We start from the raw sequence: 16789 nt of genomic DNA on the forward strand, positions 1-16789 counted from the left end.
TTAGAAGAGATTGTCGAGATTCGTGTTGTAGGCATTGCTCACCTTTTCGCTCATCGACTTCAGCTGTTGGATCATGCTGGTCAATTTACGCGCATAGTTTGGATCGGTGGCATAGCCCGCGCTCTGCAACGCTTGTGCGCCCTGCTCTGCCGTGGCGGCCGTGGTCACGGCTGCGTAGCGCGGATTACGGGTCAGCAGACCGACGTAATCCGACAGTGCTTCGAGATAGGAGCTGTATACGCGGAATTTGGCCTTCACCTTCTTCGCTTCGCCGTTTTCATATTCAGTGGTGGTGATTTCCGTCACCGGCCCTTTCCAGTTGCCGGAGGCCTTCACACCAAACAGGTTGAAGCTCGGCTCGCCGTTTTCCCGGCGGATCTGCCGTTGGCCCCAACCTGATTCCAGTGCCGCTTGCGCGAGGATCAAGTGATGCGGTACGCCACTCTGTTCACTGGCCAGACGGGCAGGAAGGGACAGTTGCGCCAGGAAGTCTTTGCTGTCGCCGGAAAGTGGTTCATCATTGCTCTCCAGCGTTCTCGGGATCGCTTTACGCACCAGCTGCGTCAGCGCCTGATTCTGATAGCTGGTCACCGTTTCCAGCGGGAACTTCATCGGCACCTGCGGGGTTTCTTCCGCAGGCTGTACCTGCCCCTGCGTCATCTGTTTAACCATCATTTCCGCCAGCCCGAGTCCTTTTCCGGCGGTCATCTGCTGCGCAATCTGCTGGTCATACATGCTGGTATACAGACGCGTCTGATCGCTGCTAAAGACGCCATCTTTCGGCAGTGCTTCACGCATGCTTTTCAGCATCATCTGGACGAACATCCCTTCCACCTGACGGGCTACCGGACGGATGTTAGCCGCCGGGTCCTGACCCGCCTTCGCCTTCAGTTCGTTCAGCGATTGCGCATCCCAGGCGGCACTGGCCATCAGTTTGCTGTCGCTAATCATCAAATGATTTCCAGTTTTGCGCGCAAGCAACCGGCGCTCTGCATGGACTGCAGGATTGACATCAGATCCATCGGCGTCGCCCCCAGCGCATTCAGCGCACGAACCACGTTGTTCAGATTGGCGCTGGAGCGGACGCTTTGCAGCGAACCCCCGCTCTGGCGCAGATCGATCTGCGTTTGCGGCGTTACCACCGTCTGACCGCCGCCAAACGGCGTATCCGGCTGGCTTACGTTGGCCTGACGGTTAACGGTGACGGAAAGATTCCCCTGCGCAACGGCGCAGCTATCCAGCGTCACCTCACGGTTCATCACCACCGAACCGGTACGCGAGTTGATCACCACCTTCGCATCCTGAGGCGTCACGTTCACCTCCATATTCTGGATATCCGCCAGGAAGCGAACCTGAGAACTGTTGCCGCTCGGCACACGAACCTGAATCGTACGCGCATCCAGCGCGGTGGCGCTGCCAAAGCCTCGCGACCGGTTGATGGTGTCGGCAATCTGCTGCGCCATGGCGAAATCTTCATTATTCAGTTGTAGATTCAGCGTGTTACCCGCGCCAAACTGACTGGGCAATTCACGTTCAATTGTAGCCCCGTTGGTGATCCGACCGCCGTTAAGCTGGTTCACCTGCACGCTGCTGCCCCCTGCGGACGCCCCGGCCCCGCCAACTAAAATGTTTCCCTGCGCCAGCGCATACACCTGACTGTCGACCCCTTTCAAGGGCGTCATCAGCAACGTACCGCCGCGCAGACTTTTCGCGTTCCCCAGCGAGGAGACGACCACGTCGATAGTTTGCCCCTGACGGCCAAAGGCCGGGAAGGAGGCGGTGACCATGACCGCCGCGACGTTTTTCAACTGCATGTTCGTCCCGGTCGGCACAGTGATCCCGAGCTGCGAGAGCATGTTGTTCAGGGTTTGGGTGGTAAAGGGGGTCTGGGTGGTCTGGTCACCCGTCCCATCCAGCCCCACCACCAGACCATAGCCAATTAACGAGTTTTCACGCACGCCCTGCACGCTGGTCAAATCGCGGATGCGATCGGCATGCGCCAGCGTGGCGGCGAGGACCAGTACCAGTCCAACAACAGATTTCAACATGGGAGACCTCGCTTACATCGGCGACAGGTTAAGGAAGAAACGCTGGAGCCAGCCCATATTTTGCGCTTCGTTGATATAGCCGTTACCGACATATTCAATACGTGCATCCGCAACCTGAGTTGACGGAACGGAGTTGCTGCCGCTGATGGTGCGCGGATTCACAACCCCGGAGAAGCGGATGAACTCAGTGCCCTGGTTAATGGCGATCTGTTTTTCACCCACGACATGTAAATTGCCGTTAACCAGCACCTGATCGACGGTCACCGTCAGCGTGCCGCTAAAGGTATTGCTGGCGTTGGCCCCGCCCTTACCGTTAAAGGTGTTACCGCCGGAAGCCTCGACGTCCGCTCGCGCGTTGCCGAATAACCCCTGCAGATAGCGTGGGACGGTATCGAAACCAAAGTTAGTTTTGCCATCGCGACTGGCGTTGGCGGAGGAGCTCTTACTGGCGCTGACGTTTTCCTGGAGTACGATGGTCAACGTGTCGCCGATGTTGCGCGGACGGCGGTCTTCAAACAGAGGCTGATAGCCATAGTTGATGGGCTGCGCGGACTGAAAAATCGAACCATTTGCCACCGGCGTCGGGCCAGGAACAGGCTGCGCCGTGGTCGCGCCCTGCACGAGCGGAGTGGAAGGTATCCAGGCACATCCTGACAGTGAAACCACCAGCAGGGCCATGATCGGGTAAGCGTGCGCAGCGTTTTTTTGCATTGCCTTTATCTTCTGAATCAGGGTGCCGGTGAGACGGTAGCCTCACCGGACAACGCCTTAAAGTTGCGTCAGTTTTTGCAGCATCTGGTCGGTCGTTGAGACCGCTTTGCTGTTGATTTCGTAAGCGCGTTGAACCTGAATCATGTTGACCAGCTCTTCCGCGACATTGACGTTGGACGTCTCAACATAGCCCTGGTACAACAGACCGGCCCCGTTCAGACCCGGTGTGCTCTCGTTCGGCGCGCCGGAAGACTGGGTTTCGGTGTACAGGTTTTCGCCGATGCTCTCAAGACCGGTATCGTTCATGAAGGTCGTCAGGTTAAGCTGACCAACCTGAACGGGTGCCGCCTGTCCCTGCTGGGTCACGCTCACGACGCCATCACGACCGATCGTGATACTCAGGGCGTTAGCCGGAATGGTAATCGCCGGCTGAACCTGAAAGCCGCCAGCGGTCACCAGTTGACCGTTCTGATCAACCTGGAATGACCCATCGCGGGTATACGCTGATGTACCATCCGGCAACAGGACCTGGAAGAACCCCTGGCCTTTAATGGCAACGTCTTTACTGTTGTTGGTTTGCGACAGGTTGCCCTGGCTGTGCAGACGTTCGGTCGCGACCGGACGCACACCGGTACCGATTTGCAGACCGGACGGCAGCGTGGTTTGCTCAGAAGACTGCGCGCCAGGCTGACGAATCGTCTGGTAAAGCAGATCTTCAAACACCGCGCGCTGGCGCTTAAAACCATTGGTGCTGACGTTTGCCAGGTTGTTGGCAATCACATCCATATTGGTTTGCTGTGCGTCCAGGCCGGTTTTGGCGATCCATAATGAACTGATCATAAAATGTCCTGTATTAACTCATCGACAGCAGTTGGTTAGCGCGGCCAGCGTTGTCATCCACGCTGCTGATAACCTTCATCTGCATTTCAAAACGACGGGCGCTGGCAATCATGTCGCTCATGGCGGACACCGCGTTGACGTTGCTGCCCTCCAGTACTCCCGACATCACGCGAATGGTCGGATCGGCCTGCAACACCGGCCCCCGGGTTGCCTGTGCGGCAGCGGTCAGACGAAACATTCCGTCGTCACCACGCTGCACTTCATTACCCTCGGCCTTCACCAGCTTCAGACGACCCACCGGCGCGATGGTATTCGCCGGGTCGCCGGGATTTAGCGCAGAGATCGTGCCGTCTGCCGCGATGGTGATTTCCGAACCTTCCGGAACCGCAATCGGCCCGGCCTCGCCAATCACCGGGTGCCCCTGAATGGTCAACTGTCCGGTCGGATCAACCTGAATGCTGCCGTTACGGGTATACCCTTCGCTGCCGTTCGCGGTCTGCACCGCCAACCAGCCGTCCTGCTGTAACGCCACATCCAGCGGACGCGAGGTGTAATCCATCTGGCCCGGCGTCATATCGGCCCCCGGCGTAGACGCCGTAACCAGCGTACGCGTTGGCAACGACAGCCCTTCGACCGGCACGGCGCGCAGCGCATTGAGCTGCGCACGAAATCCCGGCGTCGAGGCATTCGCCAGATTGCTGGCCGTGACGGCCTGTTGGTTCAGCGTCTGACTGGCCGCTCCCATTGCGGTATAGATTGCGTGATCCATTACGTTATCCCGTCAGGCGCTTAGCGCAGGTTAACCAGCGTGTTGAGGATCTGGTCCTGAGTCTTGATGGTCTGCGCGTTTGACTGATAGTTACGCTGAGCGACGATCATGTTCACCAGTTCTTTACTCAGATCCACGTTCGAAGATTCCAGCGCGCCGTTGGTCAGCTTACCGAAGTTACCGGTCCCCGCCGTCCCCAGCAGTTCCACACCGGACGCCTGCGTGGCGGCCCAGACGTTATCCCCCTGGGAGGCCAGACCTTCGTTGTTGGCGAAGTTCGCCAGCACGATCTGCCCAAGCACCTGCTTCTGTTCGTTGGAATAGTTACCAACCACTGTGCCATCGTCGTTAATCTGATAGCTGACCAGATCGCCCGGTTTGTAGCCGTTTTGCGTGGTGGCAATGACAGCGTTAGTCCCGGTGTTCTGCTGCATGGAGTTCTGCAGACTAAGGGTGAAGGTCGCGGGAACCGCACCATTCACTGTCCCCGTGGTGATCTCGAATGAAGGCGTGGCATTCGCCGCCCCCAGCGTCCAGGTTGGTTCGGTAGCGGGTGGAACAGGTGCAACTTCGGTATATTCTTTTACGGTATCCAGCGAGCCGTTCTTATCAAATGTCATCTGTGCGGATTTCACCAGCGGCGAGTTGGCCACGCTGGAGTCCTGAGTCCATATATCCCAGGTGTTATCGCCGGTCTTAACGTAATACAGGTTAATATCATGCTGATTACCCTGACTGTCGAACACCGTTACGGGTGCGCGTTTGTTGTAGCTGTCAGCGTCTGTTGGTTTGAAAGGCGTATTCGCAGGCAGCTTATCCGTTGAGTTCAGGTTGATCTGCATCGCGGCGGTATCGGTGCTTTTCGCCCCCATCAGGGTATTTGGGATGGTGATCGGCCCCGGGTTCGCCCCTTGCTGAATGGTCGGCGGCGTACCGGTTGCCGGATAGCCGGTCAGTTGCATACCCTGCATGTTGACCAGATTGCGGTTTTCATCGAGCTTGAACTGACCGTTTCGGCTGTAGAAAACCGAACCGTTGCTGTCGACCAGACGAAAAAAGCCGTTCTGGCTAATGGCGACATCCAGACCCCGACCGGTGTTGGTGGTCGTGCCGTCGGTAAAGTCCTGCGTGATACCCGCGACTTTTACCCCCAGACCGACTTTCGAACCGGCAAACATATCTGCAAAGGATGCCGCACCGGATTTAAAACCATAGGTCGCGGAGTTGGCGATGTTGTTACCGATGACATCGAGGTTGGTGGCTGCGGCATTCAGGCCGCTAACCGCTTGTGAAAAAGCCATGATGACTCCTGATTAGTGTGAAGGCTTAGATTATCTGCCGTACTTCGTCGAGGGTGGTGGTTCCGTAAGTGCCCAGATCCAGGGTGTTACCGCTGCTGCTGCGAATCACCCCTTGCACCAGAGCGAACTGTAGTGGTTGCGCCACCAGCTGTGTCGCACCGTTACTGGCGGTTATCGCCACGTTATACGAGCCGTTCGCCGCCGTCGTGCCATCGGTCAGGGTGCCATCCCAGGTAAAGGTGTGGACACCGGCCTTCAGCGCGCCAATCTCAATTGTGCGTACCACTTTGCCGTCTTTGTCGGTAATGGTGGCGGTGACTTTGTCAGCCGGCTGTTGCAACTCAACGCCAAACGGCGTGGTCGTGGTGGTGGCCCCCTCTTCGGTGCCTTTGCCCGCCAGAACGGTGGTGCCCGGGATCATCACACCATGGCCAATCAGCGTACTGGCTTGCAACGACTGATTGTTGTCGATCTGCCCGGAAATCGATCCGAGCGTGGTATTGAGCTTCTCAATACCGCTGACGGTGCTAATCTGCGCGAGCTGCGTGGTCAGCTCGTTGTTCTGCATAGGGTTGGTTGGATCCTGGTTCTTCAGTTGCGCCACCAGCAACGTCAGAAAGCTGCTTTGCAGATCGGACGCGTTACTGCCCGTCAGTGAACTGCCGCTGCTGGAGCTTTTCACACCGGTGTTAGTCGGATCGTTAACGTTTACCGCAATAGACATGGCTGTCTCCTTTACTGGCCCAGTGTCAGCGTTTTAAGCATCATGCTTTTAACGGTGTTGAGGACTTCGACGTTAGCCTGATAGCTGCGGGAGGCCGACATGGTATTAACCATCTCACCGACGACATCAACGTTAGGCATCTTCACGTAGCCATTGGCATCGGCCAGCGGATTGCCTGGCTCGTAGACCAGTTTGTCCGGAGCCTGGCTCTCAATGACGTCAGAAACTTTCACACCGCCCGTTGCCGCGCCAGGCGCAGCATCTACCTGGAAGACCACCTGCTTCGCGCGATACGGTTGACCATCCGGTCCCGTAACGCTGTCGGCGTTGGCCAGGTTACTGGCGGCCACGTTCAGACGCTTGGACTGCGCCGTTAATGCCGAACCGGCAATATCAAAAATATTCAGCAGCGCCACGGATTAGTTCCCTCCCTGTAGCACGTTCATCATGCCTTTAATCTGTCCGCTCAAGGCAGTCAGGCTCATTTGGTACTTCAGGCTGTTATCTGCAAACTGCGTGCGCTCCCGGTCCATGTCGACGGTGTTGCCATCGAGCGAAGGCTGGTCGGGAATGCGGTAGAGCAGATCCGTAGACGGGGCCGTGATGGCCTGGGCAGGAATATGCTGGGCGGAGGTTAATGCCAGCGACACGCCGCTGGTTTCTTGCCGTCCACGCACCATGACTTTTTTTAACTCACTGGCAAAATCCATATCGCGCGCCTGATACCCCGGCGTATCGGCGTTAGCAATGTTGGCGGCTAACACCTCTTGCCGTTGGGCGCGCAGATTCAGCGCTTCCTGTTGAAAACGTAAAGCGGCATCGAGCTTATCGAGCATATCTCCCCCGCAGATGACAAAATTCAGCCGACAGCTTAAATCCCATTACGCGCGCGTTATCGCCGGAATAAACGCAAAATGGGTCGCTATTTGTTGCGTTGATGGTTGCGTCACACGGGTAGAATCCTGTCATTGCGAAAACGGTGGGAGGTGACAATGCAAACGTTAAAACGTGGATTAGCCATGCTGGCGCTGCTGTTCAGTCCCCTGACGCTGGCCCAGGATTTGAATGCACAACTGAACGACTGGTTCGTCCAGCGTCTGGCTGGATTCAGCGACGATGTGGTCGTTACCGTCCGGACGCCGCCCAATTTGCTGCCGCATTGTGAAACGCCGACGTTCAGCATGAGCGGGGCAAAACTGTGGGGAAACGTGAATGTGCTGGCACGTTGCGCCAATGAAAAACGTTACCTGCAGGTCAACGTGCAGGCGACGGGAAACTATGTGGTTGCCGCCGCCCCCGTTTCCCGTGGTGGAACGCTTGGCCCGGCCAGCGTTACGCTAAAACGTGGACGGCTTGACCAGCTCCCTCCCCGCACCGTGCTGGATATCAGCCAGGTCCAGGACGCGGTAAGCCTGCGCGATCTGGCGCCAGGGCAAGCCATCCAGCTCAGTATGCTGCGTCAGGCGTGGCGAATTAAGGCCGGACAGCGCGTACAGGTGGTTGCCAACGGCGATGGATTTAGCGTCAATGCGGAAGGTAAAGCCCTGAACAATGCGGCGGTAGCGCAGAACGCACGAGTGAGAATGTTATCGGGTCAGATTGTCAGCGGTATTGTCGATCCTGATGGGAATATTCTTATTAACCTATAATGAGTTAAAGATTTTATCGCGGCTGCCGATAGTGATTACACATCAGATGATAGCTGACCGCTACAGCATAACCCCTCGATGAGGATGATAAAAATGAGCATTGACCGTACCTCACCTTTGAAACCCGTTAGCACCGTCCAGGCGCGAGAAACCACGGATGCGCCGGTACTCAAAGCGCGTCAGGAAAAAACCTCGACGGCAACCAGTACCAGCGTGACGTTAAGCGATGCTCAGGCAAAACTGATGCAGCCTGGCGCGGGCGATATCAACATGGAACGCGTTGAGGCACTCAAAACCGCTATTCGTAACGGCGAGCTGAAGATGGACACGGGGAAAATTGCCGACTCGCTGATCCGCGAGACGCAGAGCTACCTCCAGAGTGAGTAACTGACCGTATGACTCGCTTGTCAGAAATACTCGATCAAATGACGGCTGTGCTGAATGACCTGAAAACGGTAATGGACGCCGAACAGCAACAACTCTCCGTGGGCCATATCAACGGTAGCCAGTTGCAGCGTATTACAGAAGAAAAAAGTTCTCTGCTGGCGACCCTGGACTATCTGGAACAACAGCGACGACTGGAACAAGATCCACAGCGTAGTGCGAACGATGATGTTGCCGAGCGCTGGAAAGCGATTACTGATAAAACGCAGCACTTACGTGATCTGAATCAGCATAACGGCTGGCTGCTGGAAGATCAGATTCAGCGCAATCAACAAGCGCTTGAGGTATTGAAGCCGTATCAGGAACCGTCGCTGTACGGTGCGAACGGTCAACCCTCTTCTGCCTCTCGTGGCGGGAAAAAATTCTCTATTTGATGATTTCCGGATGGCTTTATTTCGCCATCCGGAATGGTTCGATTACGCCGTCCGGCGCGCAAACTCTTTCACTTTAAAACCCATCACCGCCAGCGTGGCAAAGTAGGCTGCAATACCGGTAATCACCACCGCCATCAGACGAAGCAAACGCCACGGCATCGTCCCCTGCGACCACTCCGGCATGATATACAACATGCCAACCAGCGCGGCTGCCATCACCAGCACGGCGATAATCAGGCGGATCAAAAAGCGCATCCAACCGGGTTGTGGCGTGAAAATTTTCTGCTTGCGCAGTTGCCAGTACAACAGCCCCGCGTTCAGACAGGCGGCAAGACCAATCGACAGCGACAGCCCGGCGTGCTTCAGCGGGCCAATGAACGCAAGGTTCATTAATTGGGTCATGATAAGCGTGACAATGGCGATCTTAACGGGCGTTTTGATGTCCTGACGCGAATAGAAGCCCGGTGCCAGTACTTTCACCACTATCAGCCCTATCAATCCCACGGAATAAGCAATCAGTGCCCGCTGCGTCATCATCGCATCAAAGGCGGTGAATTTGCCGTACTGAAACAATGAGGTAATCAATGGCCCTGACAGAATCCCAATTGCCACCGCGCTGGGCAGCGCCAACAGGAAGCAGAGACGCAGTCCCCAGTCCATCAGGCGGTTGTATTCATCATGGTTGCCGCTGGCGAAGCTTTTCGATAACGACGGCAGCAGGATGGTTCCCAGCGCTACCCCCAGTACACCCGAGGGGAATTCCATTAAGCGGTCCGCATAGTACATCCACGAAACCGAGCCGGACGCGAGAAAGGAGGCAAAAATAGTGTTGATGATCAGTGAGATCTGGCTGACAGAGACGCCGAGGATCGCCGGCCCCATCTGCTTCACGACGCGCATCGCACCCGCATCACGGAAGTTAATCCGTGGCAGCACCAGCATGCCGATTTTTTTCAAATGCGGAAGCTGATAAACCAGTTGCAACACGCCGCCGACGGTGACTGCCCATGCCAGCGCCAGTACTGGCGGATTAAAATACGGCGCGGCGAACAGCGCGAAACCAATCATGCTGATGTTTAAAAACGTGGGAGCAAACGCCGGAATTGAGAAGCGGTTCCAGGTATTGAGGATCGCCCCAACCAGTGACGCCAGCGAAATCAGCAGGATGTACGGAAAGGTGATTTGCAGCAGTTTGGTGGTCAGCGCAAACTTATCGGCAGTATCGGCAAAACCCGGTGCCGTCACCATGATCACCCACGGTGCCGCCAGCATCCCGGCGACGGTGACCACGGCAAGCGCCAGCGTCAGCAATCCAGAAACATAAGAGACAAACACGCGGGTGGCATCTTCGCCCTGTTTGCTTTTGTATTCAGCCAGAATAGGGACAAAGGCCTGAGAAAAGGCCCCTTCCGCAAATATGCGGCGTAGCAGGTTGGGTAATTTGAATGCCACAAAAAAGGCATCGGTTGCCATCCCGGCACCAAAGATTCTGGCGACAATCGCGTCACGTGCAAAACCCAGCACACGTGAAAACATCGTCATTGAGCTGACGGCGGCCAGCGATTTTAATAGGTTCATTGCTTTTTTATTCCAGACCCTACGGCAAAACGCCTGCAGTGCAGGCGTTGGAAGAGGCGCTTAGTCTACCTGGATTACGGTGAATTACTACCGCCAGATGTTACAGGGGGTTATTCGCTCATCGCCTCGCGCCAGAGCTTTTCCACCACGCGCTGGGCCAGGATCGCCTGCTCACCGGCGGTTTCCGGAACCGTCTGATTTTGTATACATTCCACAAAATGGCGCGCGCAGCCGGCGAATCCGCGCTGTTCAAGCGTGGTTTGCCAGCCGGGAACCGGTTTGTGCACCATGCCCTGCCCGCGCTCTTCACGCCATTCGCGCATATCCGTCACGTCAATCAGCCCGCCATCGGTCACCAGTTGCACGCTCTCGCGCTGACTTCCCGCCCGGCGATGCATACTCGTCGTGATTTGCAACTGACCGGTAGCGAAATGGTGCTCTGCGTACAGCATCTCGCCCGCGTCATTGGTGAGTAGCGTCCCGCTGCTGATCTGCGCGTTACCGCCCGCCAGCCACAACGCGGTGTCAACGACATGCAGATAGTCATCCAGCAGCGTGAACCGCAGATCGTGGGGCCCCACGCTGTCGGTACGGTGTTTATCCATTCGCAGAGAGGCTACGGCCCCCATTCCAGCCTTTAGCTCACGGTACAACGGCGCAAAGCGGCGGTTAAATCCCACCATCAACGTTAACTTTTTCTTCGCCGCCAACGCCACCAGCCGCTCGGCATCAGCCAAATTTTCCGCCAGCGGCTTATCAACGCAGACATGTACGCCCGCATTGAGCAATTCACTGACCACGGCATAGTGGGTCGCCGTGCTGGAGTGGACAAACACCGCGTCGCAATCAGCAGCAAGGTCAGTCAGCGACCCGGCATACGGGATGCGCCAGGCGGCGCAGATTTTCTCTGCTTTCTCACGTGATGGCGACCAGGCGGCCTGTAACGTCCAGTCACTGGCGTTGCCAAGTACGGGTAGCCAGGCTTTCTGGGCGATCCCTCCCAGACCGACCACCCCGATACGTAATGTAGTCACGTTACTCTCCCGGATGTTCCAGCAGCGACTCGAGCCGTTGTTTCAGCGCGGCGACTTCGCTTTCCAGCGCCTCGACGCGGGCCTGTAAATCTCCCGTCGCCACCTGTGACTCATCGACCGGCGCAACCTGCTCATGCACGTCGCCGCAGAACAGATGCATATAGCGACTTTCACGCTTACCCGGTTCCCGTGCCAGACGAACGACGTAAGGGCCATCCTCCCGCGTTGCCAAATGCTCCAGCGTCGTCTCCACCTCCGCCATGTCGCTAAATTCATACATCCGCGATGCGCGACTGCGCAACTCGCCAGGGGTCTGCGCACCGCGCAGCAACAGCGTCGTGACCAGCGCCACTTCCGCCGGACTCAGTTTCAGATTACCAAATTCCGAGTTACAAAAGCGCTGCTCGTATTTGGTAACGCGACTACCAAAACCGCTGACCGTGCGCAGGAAATGGCGTTTCACCAGATTGTCGAGCTGCTCCTGTACCTCGCGCTCCGCCATATTCATCACCGGTTCGCGGTTAGTTTTCTGATTGCAGGCGGTGACCACGCCATTAACGGAGAGCGGATATTGCTCCGGTGTTGTGACCTGTTTTTCGAGCAGACAGCCAATCACGCGAGCCTCAGCGGCAGTTAATTCATATTTCATAAGGTATCCTCACCGACCTGCGGTCCATTCTGATGTCGTTAACGCCGTCAGCACGTGATCGCGCCATTGCCCGTCAATCAACAGATAATCTTTCGCGTAGCCTTCTTTTTCAAAGCCGAGTCGCGCCAGTAAATCGCCGCTGCGTTTATTGTGCGGCATGTAGTTCGCCATAATGCGGTGAATATGTTGCGTGCGCTGCATATAACGGATAGCGGCGGTCAGCGCTTCAAACATTAGCCCCTGTCCCTGCCATTTCTGTGCAATGGAATAGCCCAGGTAGCAGGCATGGAAAGATCCACGCACCACGTTAGAAAAGTTTGCCACCCCGATGATCTCTTTTTCATTAGGATCCAACAGTGCAAAGTAATACGCAGAACCTTGCTTGTGAAATTCGGCAATCATGCCGAGCCGTGCCTGCCAGCCGGACGGATAACAATGGCTTTCATCACGAATCGGTTCCCAAGGTTTTAAGAAATGACGATTTTCCGCGTAATAATCTGCCAGACGCCAGGCATCACGCTCATGCACTAAACGCACGACCAGGCGGTCGGTGGTTAAGCGCACTTTTGGCACGTTACTGCGATAGCCAAACATAGATATTCCTGCTCCTTCCCGAATCGCCGTTACACCCTGATTGACTTACTATACCTGTGCAAAACCGCCCTGTGAAAAGTGCAATTTGCCATTTTTTGAATTATTCCTCCATTTTGATGAAAACTCTCTATCAAGATGGACTTTTGATAAAAAAATATTGTCCCGGCAAGGGTGGGCAAAAAGGCAGCGAAGCCCCAGAATAGGAGATACTTCGCTTTATATACTCGAAATGTGACGAGTATTTTCCCGGGAGGGGAAATGTCGCGTGTCTCGCAGGCCAGGAACCTGGGTAAAACTTTCCTGCTCATCGATAATATGCTGGTCGTGTTGGGCTTCTTCGTTGTGTTCCCGCTGATCTCAATTCGTTTCGTCGATCAAATGGGCTGGGCTGCCGTTATGGTCGGCATTGCGCTGGGCCTGCGCCAGTTCATACAGCAGGGACTGGGGATTTTTGGCGGTGCAATCGCCGACCGCTTTGGCGCGAAACCGATGATCGTCACCGGCATGCTGATGCGCGCCGCCGGGTTTGCCACCATGGGAATCGCCCACGAACCCTGGCTTTTGTGGTTCTCCTGTTTCCTCTCCGGTCTCGGCGGTACGTTGTTCGATCCGCCGCGTTCGGCATTAGTTGTGAAACTGATTCGCCCGCATCAACGGGGTCGGTTCTTCTCAATATTGATGATGCAGGACAGCGCGGGCGCTGTTATCGGCGCGCTGTTAGGCAGTTGGCTGTTGCAGTATGACTTCCGTCTGGTTTGCGCCACCGGAGCAATATTGTTCGTGCTTTGCGCCGCCTTTAACGCCTGGCTGCTGCCTGCGTGGAAGCTCTCTACCGTTCGCATTCCGGTACGGGAAGGGATGGGTCGGGTGCTCAGTGATAAACGCTTTGTCACCTATGTACTGACGCTGGCGGGTTATTACATGCTGGCAGTACAGGTGATGCTGATGCTGCCGATTATGGTCAACGACATCGCCGGTTCGCCTTCAGCCGTGAAATGGATGTATGCCATTGAGGCCTGCCTCTCGCTGACGCTGCTGTACCCTATTGCGCGCTGGAGCGAAAAACGGTTTCGTCTTGAGCATCGTCTGATGGCCGGTCTGCTGCTGATGTCACTGAGTATGTTACCTGTCGGACTGGTGAGTGACTTACAGCAGTTGTTCACGCTGATTTGCACCTTCTATATTGGTTCGATCATTGCCGAACCTGCCCGTGAAACGCTCAGCGCCTCGCTGTCAGATGCCCGGGCGCGCGGCAGCTATATGGGCTTTAGCCGCCTGGGATTAGCCATAGGTGGTGCTATCGGGTATATCGGCGGCGGCTGGCTGTTTGATATGGGGAAACTGCTCCAGCAACCGGAGTTGCCGTGGATGATGCTGGGGATTATTGGCGTCATCACCTTCCTGGCGCTGGGCTGGCAATTCAGTCACAAGCGCACGCCGCGCGGCATGCTGGAACCCGGCGCCTGATTTGATACCTGCGCGTGTCTCCTCCATACTGAAAGGGAACTGACAGTCAAATGGAGGAGAAACGTGAAGCTTTATATTTACGATCACTGCCCTTTCTGCATCAAAGCCCGCATGATTTTTGGCCTCAAAAATATCCCTGTCGAACTGAATGTCCTGGCCAACGACGATGACGAAACCCCAACCCGAATGATTGGCCAGAAAATGGTGCCTATTCTGCAAAAAGACGACAGCCGCTATCTGCCGGAAAGCATGGACATCGTCCATTACGTCGACAAGCTGGATGGCAAACCGCTGCTCACCGGTAAGAAAAACCCGGCCATTGACGAGTGGCTGCGCAAAGTGAACAGCTACGCCAACCACCTGCTGCTACCCCGCTTCGCAAAATCTGCGTTTGATGAATTTTCCTCGCCTTCAGCGCGCAAATACTTTACTGAAAAGAAAGAGGCGATGATCGGCAGTTTTGCCGATCATCTGGCACATTCCGCTGGCCTGACCAAAAAAATCAGTGATGATTTACGCGCACTGGACAAGCTCATCGTGCAACCAAATGGCGTGAACGGTGAACTTTCCGAAGATGACATCCAGTTATTTCCTCTGCTGCGTAACCTGACGCTGGTGGCCGGTATTAACTGGCCAACACGCGTCGCAGACTATCGCGATAATATGGCGAAACAGACGCAGATCAATCTGTTATCATCCATGGCAATTTAACGTTCGCCGGCGGTGGCTGGGTTATACAGGCCACCGCTATTTTCAGTTTTTTCTACTGGCGGAGTGCGCGCTGGTGACACATGCTGCGTTATGTCAGGATTATGATGATCGCATCATGTAGAGGAACCCCATGAAGAGAATTTTTTTTGCTGCCGCATTGATAGTTGGCGGCCTGTTGACCGGCTGTAATCAGCTCACACAGTACACCGTAAGTGAACAAGAAATTAATCAGGCGCTCGAAAAGCGTAACAACTTTGCCAAAGATATCGGACTTCCGGGCGTTGCCGATGCACATATCGTACTGAACAACCTCGCCAGCCAGATCGGGCGTGAAGAGCCAAACAAAGTGACGCTGACCGGCGATGCAAACCTGGATATGAATTCGCTATTTGGTAGCCAGAAGGCAACCATCAAGCTGAAACTGAAAGCGCTGCCAGTCTTTAATAAAGAAAAAGGCGCCATCTTCCTGCAGGAAATGGAAGTGGTGGATGCCACCGTGACGCCGGAAAAAATGCAGTCGGTGCTGCAAACTCTGATGCCCTATCTGAACCAGTCGCTACGCAATTACTTTAACCAGCAACCGGCGTATGTCCTGCGCGAAGACAGCAGCAAGGGCGAAGCGCTGGCGAAGAAATATGCGAAAGGAATTGAAGTGAAACCGGGCGAAATTATCATCCCGTTCACGGATTAACCGACAAAGGCGCTGCGGCGCCTTTTTTTACGTGCAAACGAAAACGTTTCCGCATATCCTTTGTTTCCGGCAAAAATGACATCCCCCAGCCGGAGCATATTGATGACTGCACCCTCCCAGGTTTTAAAGATTCGCCGCCCAGACGACTGGCACCTTCACCTTCGCGATGGCGAAATGTTGAAAACGGTCGTGCCGTACACCAGCGACATTTATGCACGTGCGATAGTGATGCCCAACCTGGCACCACCGATCACCACGGTGGATGCGGCAATCGCCTACCGTCAGCGCATACTCGATGCGGTCCCTGCCGGACACACCTTCACCCCGCTGATGACCTGTTATTTAACGGACACGCTCGACCCCACTGAACTGGAGCGCGGTTTTCGCGAAGGCGTTTTCACCGCGGCAAAACTCTATCCGGCCAATGCCACCACCAACTCCAGCCATGGTGTCACCTCCATTGATGCAATCATGCCGGTACTTGAGCGCATGGAAAAACTGGGTATGCCGCTGCTGGTACATGGCGAAGTCACCCACGCCGATATCGACATTTTTGACCGCGAAGCGCGCTTTATTGAGACGGTGATGGAGCCCCTGCGCCAGCGCCTGCCCGCACTGAAAGTCGTCTTTGAGCACATCACCACCAAAGATGCGGCGGAGTATGTCCGTGATGGTAACGAGTTACTGGCCGCGACGATCACGCCACAGCACCTGATGTTTAACCGTAACCACATGCTGGTGGGTGGGATTCGCCCACACCTTTACTGCCTGCCGATCCTGAAACGCAATGTACACCAACAGGCACTGCGAGAACTGGTTGCCAGCGGCTTTGAACGCGCCTTCCTCGGTACCGACTCCGCCCCACACGCCCGTCATCGTAAAGAATCGAGCTGTGGCTGCGCCGGATGCTTTAACGCCCCGACGGCGCTGGCGAGTTATGCGAGCGTGTTTGAAGAGATGAATGCCCTGACGCACTTTGAAGCCTTCTGTTCACTGAACGGTCCGCGATTCTACGGTCTGCCGGTGAATGAAACCTTCATTGAGCTGGTACGTGAGGAGCAGCAGGTTCCGGAGAGCATCACGCTGACCGACGATACGCTGGTGCCGTTCCTCGGGGGCGAAACGGTACGCTGGTCAATCAAAAAGTAAAAAAAACAGCGCCGCCTGTTGTAACCTGGTCAAGTTAACTGTATAAATAACCAGTA

Annotated in this window: 20 protein-coding genes; 7 read left to right on the plus strand and 13 right to left on the minus strand. The window is 55.7% G+C overall.

The window, feature by feature from the left end; all coding sequences use genetic code 11:
• From flgJ to flgB, 9 genes are read right to left on the minus strand one after another with little or no spacing between them, the layout of a single operon-like run.
• Window positions 1-951 carry a flagellar assembly peptidoglycan hydrolase FlgJ gene (gene flgJ / locus I6L53_RS12930; protein ID WP_042319647.1) on the minus strand — a complete coding sequence of 317 codons (951 nt, stop codon included), beginning with the start codon at window positions 949-951 and terminating at the stop codon, window positions 1-3.
• On the minus strand, window positions 951-2048 hold the full coding sequence (locus tag I6L53_RS12935) for a flagellar basal body P-ring protein FlgI (RefSeq protein WP_042319650.1): 1098 nt from the start codon (window positions 2046-2048) through the stop codon (window positions 951-953). Before I6L53_RS12935 ends, flgJ begins: the two co-directional genes overlap by 1 nt.
• A 12-nt stretch (window positions 2049-2060) precedes the next feature.
• Window positions 2061-2759 (minus strand): flagellar basal body L-ring protein FlgH, encoded by a 699-nt coding sequence (gene flgH, locus I6L53_RS12940; protein WP_042319652.1) that lies wholly within the window; start codon window positions 2757-2759, stop codon window positions 2061-2063.
• A gap of 57 nt (window positions 2760-2816) precedes the next feature.
• On the minus strand, window positions 2817-3599 hold the full coding sequence (gene flgG, locus I6L53_RS12945; RefSeq protein WP_042319653.1) for a flagellar basal-body rod protein FlgG: 783 nt from the start codon (window positions 3597-3599) through the stop codon (window positions 2817-2819).
• 13 nt (window positions 3600-3612) lie between these two features.
• Complete coding sequence (gene flgF / locus I6L53_RS12950; protein ID WP_042319657.1) at window positions 3613-4368, minus strand: flagellar basal-body rod protein FlgF; 756 nt, start codon at window positions 4366-4368, stop codon at window positions 3613-3615.
• A 20-nt stretch (window positions 4369-4388) separates the two neighbouring features.
• The gene (gene flgE, locus I6L53_RS12955) at window positions 4389-5669 is read right to left on the minus strand and encodes a flagellar hook protein FlgE (RefSeq protein ID WP_042319660.1); all 1281 of its coding nucleotides are present in this window, start codon (window positions 5667-5669) and stop codon (window positions 4389-4391) included.
• A 25-nt stretch (window positions 5670-5694) separates the two neighbouring features.
• Window positions 5695-6393, minus strand: coding sequence for a flagellar hook assembly protein FlgD (gene flgD, locus I6L53_RS12960; protein WP_042319663.1), 699 nt, complete (start codon window positions 6391-6393; stop codon window positions 5695-5697).
• A gap of 11 nt (window positions 6394-6404) precedes the next feature.
• Complete coding sequence (gene flgC, locus I6L53_RS12965; protein WP_042319667.1) at window positions 6405-6809, minus strand: flagellar basal body rod protein FlgC; 405 nt, start codon at window positions 6807-6809, stop codon at window positions 6405-6407.
• A gap of 3 nt (window positions 6810-6812) precedes the next feature.
• The gene (gene flgB / locus I6L53_RS12970; protein ID WP_042319669.1) at window positions 6813-7229 is read right to left on the minus strand and encodes a flagellar basal body rod protein FlgB; all 417 of its coding nucleotides are present in this window, start codon (window positions 7227-7229) and stop codon (window positions 6813-6815) included.
• A gap of 156 nt (window positions 7230-7385) precedes the next feature.
• Here flgB and flgA point away from each other — a divergent pair, with 156 nt between their 5' ends.
• The 3 genes from flgA to flgN all read left to right on the plus strand — a co-directional run bounded on the left by flgA (window position 7386) and on the right by flgN (window position 8860).
• On the plus strand, window positions 7386-8042 hold the full coding sequence (gene flgA / locus I6L53_RS12975) for a flagellar basal body P-ring formation chaperone FlgA (RefSeq protein WP_042319671.1): 657 nt from the start codon (window positions 7386-7388) through the stop codon (window positions 8040-8042).
• Between the two features lie 93 nt (window positions 8043-8135).
• Window positions 8136-8429, plus strand: a complete 294-nt coding sequence (flgM, locus tag I6L53_RS12980; protein ID WP_042319673.1) for a flagellar biosynthesis anti-sigma factor FlgM — start codon at window positions 8136-8138, stop codon at window positions 8427-8429.
• Window positions 8430-8437: 8 nt separating this feature from the next.
• Window positions 8438-8860, plus strand: coding sequence for a flagella biosynthesis chaperone FlgN (gene flgN / locus I6L53_RS12985; protein WP_042319675.1), 423 nt, complete (start codon window positions 8438-8440; stop codon window positions 8858-8860).
• Window positions 8861-8902: 42 nt separating this feature from the next.
• On the opposite strand, the gene murJ is transcribed toward flgN, so the two are convergent.
• From murJ to rimJ, 4 genes are all read right to left on the minus strand, one after another.
• Window positions 8903-10438, minus strand: a complete 1536-nt coding sequence (gene murJ, locus I6L53_RS12990; RefSeq protein WP_042319677.1) for a murein biosynthesis integral membrane protein MurJ — start codon at window positions 10436-10438, stop codon at window positions 8903-8905.
• Between the two features lie 110 nt (window positions 10439-10548).
• Entirely contained in the window at window positions 10549-11472 is a 924-nt protein-coding gene (locus I6L53_RS12995) for a Gfo/Idh/MocA family protein (RefSeq protein WP_042319679.1), read from the minus strand.
• 1 nt (window position 11473) lies between these two features.
• Window positions 11474-12121 (minus strand): YceH family protein, encoded by a 648-nt coding sequence (locus I6L53_RS13000; protein WP_042319680.1) that lies wholly within the window; start codon window positions 12119-12121, stop codon window positions 11474-11476.
• Between the two features lie 9 nt (window positions 12122-12130).
• Window positions 12131-12715: a ribosomal protein S5-alanine N-acetyltransferase gene (gene rimJ / locus I6L53_RS13005; RefSeq protein ID WP_042319681.1), complete on the minus strand. Its 585-nt coding sequence runs from the start codon at window positions 12713-12715 to the stop codon at window positions 12131-12133.
• Window positions 12716-12973: 258 nt separating this feature from the next.
• Here rimJ and mdtH point away from each other — a divergent pair, with 258 nt between their 5' ends.
• From mdtH to pyrC, 4 genes are all read left to right on the plus strand, one after another.
• Window positions 12974-14182 (plus strand): multidrug efflux MFS transporter MdtH, encoded by a 1209-nt coding sequence (mdtH, locus tag I6L53_RS13010; RefSeq protein ID WP_042319682.1) that lies wholly within the window; start codon window positions 12974-12976, stop codon window positions 14180-14182.
• Between the two features lie 63 nt (window positions 14183-14245).
• Window positions 14246-14893 carry a glutaredoxin 2 gene (gene grxB / locus I6L53_RS13015; RefSeq protein ID WP_042319684.1) on the plus strand — a complete coding sequence of 216 codons (648 nt, stop codon included), beginning with the start codon at window positions 14246-14248 and terminating at the stop codon, window positions 14891-14893.
• A 130-nt stretch (window positions 14894-15023) separates the two neighbouring features.
• Window positions 15024-15584: a lipoprotein gene (locus I6L53_RS13020; protein WP_042319686.1), complete on the plus strand. Its 561-nt coding sequence runs from the start codon at window positions 15024-15026 to the stop codon at window positions 15582-15584.
• Between the two features lie 102 nt (window positions 15585-15686).
• On the plus strand, window positions 15687-16733 hold the full coding sequence (gene pyrC, locus I6L53_RS13025; protein ID WP_042319689.1) for a dihydroorotase: 1047 nt from the start codon (window positions 15687-15689) through the stop codon (window positions 16731-16733).
• Window positions 16734-16789 lie beyond the last annotated feature (56 nt).

The organism is Citrobacter farmeri (genome assembly GCF_019048065.1).
In the GTDB taxonomy this organism is placed as follows: Bacteria; Pseudomonadota; Gammaproteobacteria; order Enterobacterales; family Enterobacteriaceae; genus Citrobacter_A; species Citrobacter_A farmeri.

What these genes read in the sequence shown, in the direction of transcription:
- flgJ (WP_042319647.1), bottom strand. Translation starts at nt 951, where the DNA reads ATGATTAGCGACAGCAAACTGATGGCCAGTGCCGCCTGGGATGCGCAA.
- I6L53_RS12935 (WP_042319650.1), bottom strand. Translation starts at nt 2,048, where the DNA reads ATGTTGAAATCTGTTGTTGGACTGGTACTGGTCCTCGCCGCCACGCTG.
- flgH (WP_042319652.1), bottom strand. Translation starts at nt 2,759, where the DNA reads ATGCAAAAAAACGCTGCGCACGCTTACCCGATCATGGCCCTGCTGGTG.
- flgG (WP_042319653.1), bottom strand. Translation starts at nt 3,599, where the DNA reads ATGATCAGTTCATTATGGATCGCCAAAACCGGCCTGGACGCACAGCAA.
- flgF (WP_042319657.1), bottom strand. Translation starts at nt 4,368, where the DNA reads ATGGATCACGCAATCTATACCGCAATGGGAGCGGCCAGTCAGACGCTG.
- flgE (WP_042319660.1), bottom strand. Translation starts at nt 5,669, where the DNA reads ATGGCTTTTTCACAAGCGGTTAGCGGCCTGAATGCCGCAGCCACCAAC.
- flgD (WP_042319663.1), bottom strand. Translation starts at nt 6,393, where the DNA reads ATGTCTATTGCGGTAAACGTTAACGATCCGACTAACACCGGTGTGAAA.
- flgB (WP_042319669.1), bottom strand. Translation starts at nt 7,229, where the DNA reads ATGCTCGATAAGCTCGATGCCGCTTTACGTTTTCAACAGGAAGCGCTG.
- flgA (WP_042319671.1), top strand. Translation starts at nt 7,386, where the DNA reads ATGCAAACGTTAAAACGTGGATTAGCCATGCTGGCGCTGCTGTTCAGT.
- flgM (WP_042319673.1), top strand. Translation starts at nt 8,136, where the DNA reads ATGAGCATTGACCGTACCTCACCTTTGAAACCCGTTAGCACCGTCCAG.
- flgN (WP_042319675.1), top strand. Translation starts at nt 8,438, where the DNA reads ATGACTCGCTTGTCAGAAATACTCGATCAAATGACGGCTGTGCTGAAT.
- murJ (WP_042319677.1), bottom strand. Translation starts at nt 10,438, where the DNA reads ATGAACCTATTAAAATCGCTGGCCGCCGTCAGCTCAATGACGATGTTT.
- I6L53_RS13000 (WP_042319680.1), bottom strand. Translation starts at nt 12,121, where the DNA reads ATGAAATATGAATTAACTGCCGCTGAGGCTCGCGTGATTGGCTGTCTG.
- rimJ (WP_042319681.1), bottom strand. Translation starts at nt 12,715, where the DNA reads ATGTTTGGCTATCGCAGTAACGTGCCAAAAGTGCGCTTAACCACCGAC.
- mdtH (WP_042319682.1), top strand. Translation starts at nt 12,974, where the DNA reads ATGTCGCGTGTCTCGCAGGCCAGGAACCTGGGTAAAACTTTCCTGCTC.
- I6L53_RS13020 (WP_042319686.1), top strand. Translation starts at nt 15,024, where the DNA reads ATGAAGAGAATTTTTTTTGCTGCCGCATTGATAGTTGGCGGCCTGTTG.
- pyrC (WP_042319689.1), top strand. Translation starts at nt 15,687, where the DNA reads ATGACTGCACCCTCCCAGGTTTTAAAGATTCGCCGCCCAGACGACTGG.